Here is a 7,761-nt window from a genome sequence, read left to right as displayed (position 1 = left end):
CAAGATCCTCGGCTGGAAGACCCCCGCCGAAGTCTTCGAAGAACAACTACGCTCACTTCAACAACCCGGTGTTGCATCGACCGGTTGAACTCGCCCAATACCGGGCCATCCGCTACACCGAACGCCTCGAACAGGAAGCAGCCGTGGCCTCCGTCGGCTCCAAGGGCGACTCCTACGACTGTCAGTCTCTTGGCACCGGATCCCGCAAGGATTCGGTAGCCCCGGCCGTGACGGTCTGACTCTTGCTACGACCGACCCTGAGGGTGTCCTGGCGTTGATCTGTCGACCGCCCGGCCGGGCACGCAGCAAGCGCTGCCGCCGACCGGACGTGACCTGATAAGAGCCTGGAGCCACCTCGTCAAAAGCGTCCCCGTGACAGTCCCGTCCGTCCGACCGGCGACAGCGTGCACTTCACACTACCGGCCGGAAGGAACGCGGTGAACACCAACGAGCAGCACATGTCCGGGCACGTCGTGATCGGCGTCGACACACACAAGCACGTGCACGTCGCGGCAGTCATGGACACCATCGGCGGAATCCTGGCGACATTGACGATCCCCACGGACACCGGCGGATTCCAGCAACTCCTGCACTGGGCAACCGCGTTCGGCAATGTGCTGGCATTCGGGGTCGAGGGCACCGGATCCTACGGCGCCACCCTGGCCTCGTTCCTGCGCAGGGCTGGTCACAAGGTGGTCGAGGCCGGCCGACCGGACCGACGGCTGCGGCGGATGAACGGAAAGTCCGACACCCTGGACGCCGAGAACGCCGCCCGCGCAGTTCTCGCCGGCTTCGCCACGGCCACTCCCAAGACGGCGGACGGCGAGGCCGAGATGATCCGCCGGCTAAAGATCGCCCATGACCAGGCCGTCGAACAGCGCGCGGCCGCGATGGTCACCATGAAGGCGATGCTCGTCCACGCCCCCGATGGCCTGCGCCACGAGACCGCCGGCAAAACGCAGATCGCTCTGGCCCGGCACCTGGCGGGCCTGCGTCCTCGACAGCTGGAGGGCCCTGAGGACGCACTACGTCACGCCCTGCGCACGTTGGCCAAGCGGTGGCAGTACCTCGACGCCGAGGCCAAAGAGCTGACGAAGATGATCGATGGCCTGGTGCACCGAGTCGCCCCGCAGTTACTCGAGCCGTTCGGCATCGGCGTGGACACAGCCGCGGAAATCCTCGTCGTGGTCGGCGACAACCCCGAGCGCATCAAGTCCGAAGCCGCACTCGCCAAACTCGCGGGCATCGCACCCGCAGGGGCATTGCGCGATTGAGATTGGTCCGGTTCGCCGGTCTCGTGAGTGACATGTCGTCATGTCCGTTGCGTGGCAAGGGGTCCCGGAGAGCAGAGCAGGCACGGCGCTGGTGATCATGTGGTTGTCGAGACCCATGAGAACCGAGCGAGACCGTGCCTGCCCGAACATCATCGCCCATCCCTTCCGCACTGGAGCAACTGGGCTCCCCGACTGATCCCCTCACCCCAACCGATGTCGCTGACCTGCGGCGATTCCTGATCCTGGTCGCCGATCCCCGCGATGCGCGAGGACTGCGGTATCCGGCCCTCGCGTTGTTGTGCCAAGCAGCCTCGGCGGTGCTGACCGGGGCTCGCTCGCTCATCGCGATCAGCGAGTGGATCACGGATGCCCCGCAGCATCTTCTGGGCGTTCTCGGGTTCGCTGCCGATCCGCTTACCGGTCGGCGGCCGGTGCCGCACGCCGCAACCGTGCGCCGCCTGCTGCAGCGTGTGGACGGTGACGCGCTGGACGCGGCGACCAGCGCGTATCTGCAGGCCAGAACGCCTTCTCCGGTCGAGCCGGACGCGGAGAACGGGTCGGTGCGACGGGTGATCGCGGTCGACGGCAAGGTGATCCGCGGATCGCGAACCCGGGCGGCCGCGGCGATTGGGCTGCTGGCGGCGATGGACCACCACGGCGTCGTCCTGGCCCAGCGGCAGGTCGCCTCCAAGAGCAACGAGATCCCCTCCTTCACACCCCTGCTGGACGGCCTGGACCTGCAGAACTCGGTGGTGACCACTGACGCACTGCACACCCAGCACGACCACGGGGCCTTTCTGACCAGTCGCGGCGCGTACTACGTGGCTGTCGTGAAGAAGAATCATCCGGGCTTGTACGCCCAGGTCAGAAAGCTGCCCTGGCGGGACATCCCGCTCGGGCACCGCACTCGCGACCACGCCCACCACCGCGATGAGGTCCGCCGGCTCAAGGTAGCCGCGTTCAGCCACCTCGACTACCCCGGCGCCCGCCAGGCGATCCAAGTCCTACGGTGGCGCCGCGACTTGAGCACGGGGAAGTTGACCATCGAGCGTGTCTACCTGATCACCAGCCTGGACATCTACGACGCCACCCCGGCCCAACTCGCCGCCTGGATCAGGGGCCACTGGGGTATCGAGAACCTCCTGCACCACGTGCGGGACAGCACGTTCCGCGAGGACGATTCCAAGGTCCGCACCGGCGCCCTGCCCCGCGCCATGGCCTCCCTGCGCAACCTCGCCATCAGCGTCTTCCGCCAGGACGGCCGGACCAACATCGCCGCCGCCCTCCGCCACACCGGCCGCGACTACCACCGGCCCCTACGAGCCCTCGGACTCATGTGACGAACCCAGACAGATCTCGATCGCGCAATGCCCCTGATCGCACCCGTGCCCACCGGCTCCGGAATGACGAGCGGCAGGCACCGCATCAACCACGGCGGTCATCGCCAGCTCAACGCCGCGATCTACCGCACCGTCATCGTCCGCATGCAATTCCACCAGCCTACGATCGACTACGTCGCTCGCCGAACCGCAGAGGGCAAAACGAAACGCGAGATCATCCGATGCCTCAAACGCACGTGATCCGCGAGGTCTACCACCTCATCCGACCTGCCCCGAAGACGGTCTCTGCGGGGAGTTGACAACTATAGGAGCGTCAACGCCCTGGCCGAGGCGTTCAACAGCCTTTTCAAGGCCGAGCTGATCCGCAACAAGGGCCCGTGGACCGGCATCAACGACGTCGAGGTCGCCGTCGCCGAGTACATCGACTGGTTCAACCAGCGACGCCTACACGGCGAGCTCGGCCACGTCACCCCCGCCGAGCACGAGGTCGCCTACTACGCGGCCGAACCCCACGAGTCACTCCAGAAAACCAGCTAACTCAGTCACCACGAAACCCGGGGCTTGACAGTCCCGCGATCTCGGCCGACAGGGCCAGACCGGCCTGGTCCTGCAGGTCCTGCTGCCGGAAGATCCCGGCAACAATCTTCAGGAACGCTCCACTGAACACCCTAGAGAACGAGTGCGGCTTACTGGAGAGCGTGCTCGCGGGTCCGTTCGGTGGCAGTTGCACCGGGTCACGGAAGAAAAAGCTGTTCGATAGGTTGCGCAGACAGTCTGGGTCGACCGCGTTCGGGTGGCCCTGGCGAATCGCCCAGCCCAGTTGCTCAGCCATCCTCGACACCCGCGAGGACAGTTCGAGATCGCCCTGCGTCTCGGCAAGTACCACGATCCGTAGCGATTCCAGCCGGAGCGAGCTCAGCAGGGCGCTGATGTCGCCGAACGCCTCGTGTAGGGCGGCCGCCTCCGCGCTCGCCGCGTTGAACAGCTGAGGGCGAAGGGCGTCGAGGACTGCGTGCCCCGTCGCGTGCTCGACGACCGTATTGCTCTCGCTAGGGCCTGTGTGTGGTCGTGATCAATCTCGGGTTCTGGTCCCGTGCGGGGGCCGGACCTGGTAGGACGCTGGGTGTGACACGTACGCAACTCACCGACGAGCAGTGGGAGTTCATCGAGCCGTACCTGCCGATAGGCGAGTACGGTCCGTACCCCGAGCGGTTGCGGGAGCAGTTCGAGGGGGTGATCTGGCGGTTCCGCTCCAGCGCCCAGTGGCGCGAGATGCCCTCCGAGTTCGGACCGTGGCCGACGGTCTACGGGCGCTTTCGCGTCTGGCGGGACGCCGGGGTCTTCTCCGCTCTTCTGGAGGGCATGATCGCCGAGGCCGCTCGCCGGGGACAGACGGACTTATCCCTGGTCAGCGTGGACTCCACCACTACCCGCGCCCACCACGACGCCGCCGGGATGCGCATGAGCAAGGACGTCATGGACGCCCTTGAAGAAGCCGCCGCCGAACAGGAGCGGGCCCGGCAAAAAGGGGCGGCCCGCCGGGACAGAACGTGCTGACCGCAGGACAGGCCGGCGACAGCCCACAGTTCGTCCCCGTGTTGCAGAAGATTCGAGTCCGTCTGCCTGTGGGCCGGCCTCGAACCCGACCCGGCGCTGTCGCCGCGGACAAGGCCTACTCGTCCCGCGCCAATCGCTCCTACCTGCGGAAACGCAACATCAAGGCAGTCATCCCGGAGAAGGAGGACCAGGCCGCCAACCGAAAGAAGAAAGGCCGCCGGGGCGGCCGTCCCACCTGCCACGACGGCGATCTTTACAAGGAGCGGAACACCGTCGAGCGGCTCATCAACAAGTTGAAGGCCTGGCGGGGCATCGCCACTCGATACGACAAGACACCCGAGAGCTACCTCGCCGGCCTCCACCTGCGTGCCTCGATGATCTGGATCAACGACCTCCCCCTGAAGGCAACAGGCTGATCACAACATCACACAGCCCCTAGTGCGCAAGTGTGACGTGCATCCTACTTGAAAGTTACACTTGACGGGCGTTGAAGCCAATAAAGATGATGCACAGATGGCAAGCCCATCACAGCTTTGGGTTTTGAAGCCCCGAGTGCGGTATGCGCGGTCACCCCCAGGCCCCATCCCGAGCGTGCAGCTTCGCAGCGAATCTGCACAGAAGCCTTCACGAAGCGCTCACACCTGCGCGGGCATCTGAGCTCCGGCAGCCACCGGACCAGTGCGAAGAAAATTGGGCTGAACATATCTCAAGTGGCCTCCCCCTCCCCCCCCCAGACCCGGGTTTTCTCTTGATCGCCTGCGGTCCGACCGGCATACCCCTGGCCGCCTTTGCGCGTTCGACTGCGAACGCCACCTGCGAGAAGGACCCCCACCTTGACTACAGACGCCGACACGCAACTTCCCCAAAACGCACTTGTCTCCGAATTCGAAGAATTAGCAGGAGACAGTGGTGTTCTACTTATCGAAGGACCGCATTACACAGCCAAGACAACCCTACTCACCGCAATCAGTGAAAGATCTTCCGCTTCCGGGGCACGGGTCCTGGAGGCAACCGGCTGGCCGGGCGAACACTTGTCCTCGTACGGTGTCTTGGCACAGCTTCTTCGCAAAGCGGACGGAGCAGGCAAGCTGACTACGCATCCATGGCTCGGTACCTTAGCCTATCACTATTTGTACCGCAGTCTTGTCGAGCTGGCCACACAGCGCCCCCTCCTCCTAGCGGTTGACGACATCAATCACGCCGACCAGGCCTCACAGGACGTCCTGCGTTTCCTGGCGCGGCGGTTGAAGGGGACGCACATCAGGCTTGTCCTGACCTACCGGACAGGTCAAGCCGTCTCCTATTGCGACGACTTCGTCAAGGACATTCTTCGACTGCCGTACACCAGAGTGGTCCGAGTGCGCCTGCTGTCGCTGGAGGAGGTCACCGACCATGTCAGACAGGTGACGGCCGGACTCGACGACCGCCGGACGGATACGCCGACCAGTGAGATCGGCGGAGAGTTGTACACGATCAGCGGCGGCAACATCACTCTGGTACAACTCCTGCTAACGGAGTACCTTGACGCGGCCGCTCGGGGCCGCGCCGAACTGACCGTCAGCGCGAACTTCCACGAAACTGTCCGTGCCCAGGTGAAGGGCGTGGAACTGCCCGGGTTCACTCACGGCGCGCGGGCAGCCGCCGTACTCGGTCGGCTCTGTTCTCCACATCGGTTGAGTCGACTGCTTGACGGGGACCGGTTTCAGGCTGACCGGGTCCTGCGGGCCCTGCAGGAACTCGGTATGACGGACGGGGGTCACCTCCGGAAACACTTGGGGAAGGCGCTCATCGACGACCCGGCGTTCATCGAGCGAGCCGACCTGCACCTCAGCGCGGCCCGCGTCTTGTTCGACGACGGCGTCGCCGTGGAGCACGTCGCGGCGCATCTGACAGCGGCGGGAAGGCTCCGCGCGCCGTGGGATCTGCCCCTGGTGATGGAACTCGTCGGCCGCACACGGGAGGAAGGCAACCATGAGGCGGCCAAAGCGCTGTTAAGGGTCGCACAGTCCTCCGCCACGACGACGGCCGAGCGTTCGGCGGTCGACATGCTCCTCCTGCGCGCGGAATGGCTGACCAACCCCGCACTGGCGGCGTCCTTGATGCCCCCGCTCGTCGCCGCCGCACGTCGCGGCGCCCTGCAGGTGTCGGACATGGCTTTCCTGACCCGGGCACTGACCCTGCACGGGTTCTCTGACCGAGCCGGTGAGTTAATGGACATGATCCGAGATGTGCCTCCACAGGCGGACGATTGGGCAGAGGTGCTCCTCGCGCGGATCCTGTACTGCGTCTGGCACGGTGTGCCGCGGCAGCAAGCCCAGTTGGGCTTCCGGAGTACGGAGGAGTCCCGCGCCTTCGCGGTGAGCAGCCAGGTGCCGTGGCTTCCCACGGCCCTGCACAAGATTCCCGATCTCCTCAGACAGAGTGACCCGGCCGGAGCCACTTTCGTGGCGGAACAGATATTCGAGACCATCCGGGTGAAATCGTCGGGGCCCGAGCCCTTCCTCGTGGCCTCCATGCTTCTGCTGTCGACGAACTCACTGTCCATGGCTCAGGAATGGTGTACCAGGCTCTCCCACTCTCTTGACGCCTATCCGTCCCCGGTGTGGCAGGCCCTGCTGTCGTATGTCCAGGCCCTCGTGTCCTTCCAGCTCGGTGATCTGGGTGCTGCGCACCGGCTGCTCGGTGAGGCGCTCGCTCACAAGCCCTGGGAGGAATGGGGCGGGCACGTCGCGTTCCTCGCGGCAGTCCAGGTGGACACCTTCACGGAGATGGGCAGGCACGAGGAGGCGGCAGAAGTACTCGACCGTCCGGTTCCCCCGTCATCCCTGCAGGGATTCGGCAGATTATTCTACTCACTCGCACGTGGGCGGCACCACATGGCCATGGGCCGCGTGCACGCCGCGGTCGCCGAGTTCGAGAACTGCAGGCACATGCAGACCTGCCAGGAGACCAGATTCCTCTTGTTCTCGTCCTGGCAAAGTGCTCTCGCGGAGGCGTACCTGCGCAGCGGGCGGGTGGACGAAGCCCGGGAGATTCTGCTCGAGTACGAGGGCCGGCTCCTCGGAGAGGAAGTGCCGGCGCGCGGGGTGGCGCTCCGTCTGCTTGCGAAGACCAGCGAACCCGACCAGCGGATTCGGCTCTTGAAGAGCTCGGCGGACGCGCTGGAGCACACCAACAGCTGGCTGCAGTTGGCATACACCCTGGCCGAACTCGCCTCCGCCTACCGGGAGACCACGCAGCTGCGCCTCGCCCGGACGACGATGAGGCGAGCCCAGCGCTTGGCGCAGCAGTGCAAGGCGGGCATGCTCCAGGAACTCATCACCATGGACGCGACTTCTGAGGGCACCCAGCGGGAGAGCACCCGCGAGCATCACGAGGAGTTCGCTGCCCTCAGCTCGGCTGAGCAGCGCGTTGCCCTCCTGGCGGTCCAGGGGCACACGAACCGGGAGATCTCCAAGCGGCTGTTCATCACCCCCAGCACCGTGGAACAGCACCTGACACGAATCTACCGAAAGCTGCGCGTGCGGCACCGCGAGGATCTCGAGGACAAGTTCTCCCTGGCACTGATGAATGTGGTCAGCCATACATGA

6 protein-coding genes and 3 pseudogenes are annotated in these 7,761 nt (G+C 65.3%); 8 read left to right on the top strand and 1 reads right to left on the bottom strand.

Translation table 11 applies throughout. The features are described from left to right. The 5 genes and pseudogenes from ACIBAF_RS40005 to ACIBAF_RS39985 form a co-directional block, all read left to right on the top strand. Window positions 1-239, top strand: a pseudogene (locus ACIBAF_RS40005) (hypothetical protein); the annotation flags it as partial. Between the two features lie 234 nt (window positions 240-473). Beyond that, a complete protein-coding gene (locus ACIBAF_RS40000; protein WP_399470088.1) occupies window positions 474-1,274 on the top strand; it encodes a transposase in 801 nt (266 codons plus the stop codon). A 134-nt stretch (window positions 1,275-1,408) separates the two neighbouring features. Continuing rightward, a complete protein-coding gene (locus ACIBAF_RS39995) occupies window positions 1,409-2,614 on the top strand; it encodes an ISAs1 family transposase (RefSeq protein WP_399470086.1) in 1,206 nt (401 codons plus the stop codon). A 27-nt stretch (window positions 2,615-2,641) separates the two neighbouring features. Further along, the gene (locus ACIBAF_RS39990) at window positions 2,642-2,854 is read left to right on the top strand and encodes a transposase (RefSeq protein WP_399470084.1); all 213 of its coding nucleotides are present in this window, start codon (window positions 2,642-2,644) and stop codon (window positions 2,852-2,854) included. 27 nt (window positions 2,855-2,881) lie between these two features. After that, on the top strand, window positions 2,882-3,151 hold the full coding sequence (locus ACIBAF_RS39985) for an integrase core domain-containing protein (RefSeq protein WP_399470094.1): 270 nt from the start codon (window positions 2,882-2,884) through the stop codon (window positions 3,149-3,151). 1 nt (window position 3,152) lies between these two features. Here ACIBAF_RS39985 and ACIBAF_RS39980 read toward each other — a convergent pair whose 3' ends face one another. Next, window positions 3,153-3,446 (bottom strand): hypothetical protein, encoded by a 294-nt coding sequence (locus tag ACIBAF_RS39980; protein WP_399470082.1) that lies wholly within the window; start codon window positions 3,444-3,446, stop codon window positions 3,153-3,155. 293 nt (window positions 3,447-3,739) lie between these two features. Here ACIBAF_RS39980 and ACIBAF_RS39975 point away from each other — a divergent pair. From ACIBAF_RS39975 to ACIBAF_RS39965, 3 genes and pseudogenes are all read left to right on the top strand, one after another. After that, window positions 3,740-4,146, top strand: a pseudogene (locus tag ACIBAF_RS39975) (transposase); the annotation flags it as partial. An 18-nt stretch (window positions 4,147-4,164) separates the two neighbouring features. Beyond that, window positions 4,165-4,587: pseudogene (locus ACIBAF_RS39970) on the top strand (transposase); the annotation flags it as partial. Window positions 4,588-5,004: 417 nt separating this feature from the next. Further along, window positions 5,005-7,761, top strand: a complete 2,757-nt coding sequence (locus ACIBAF_RS39965; RefSeq protein WP_399470080.1) for a LuxR C-terminal-related transcriptional regulator — start codon at window positions 5,005-5,007, stop codon at window positions 7,759-7,761.

This window comes from Streptomyces sp. NPDC051677 (assembly GCF_044453465.1).
GTDB lineage: Bacteria > Actinomycetota > Actinomycetes > Streptomycetales > Streptomycetaceae > Streptomyces.
This window is presented reverse-complemented; position numbering and strand designations above follow the sequence as displayed.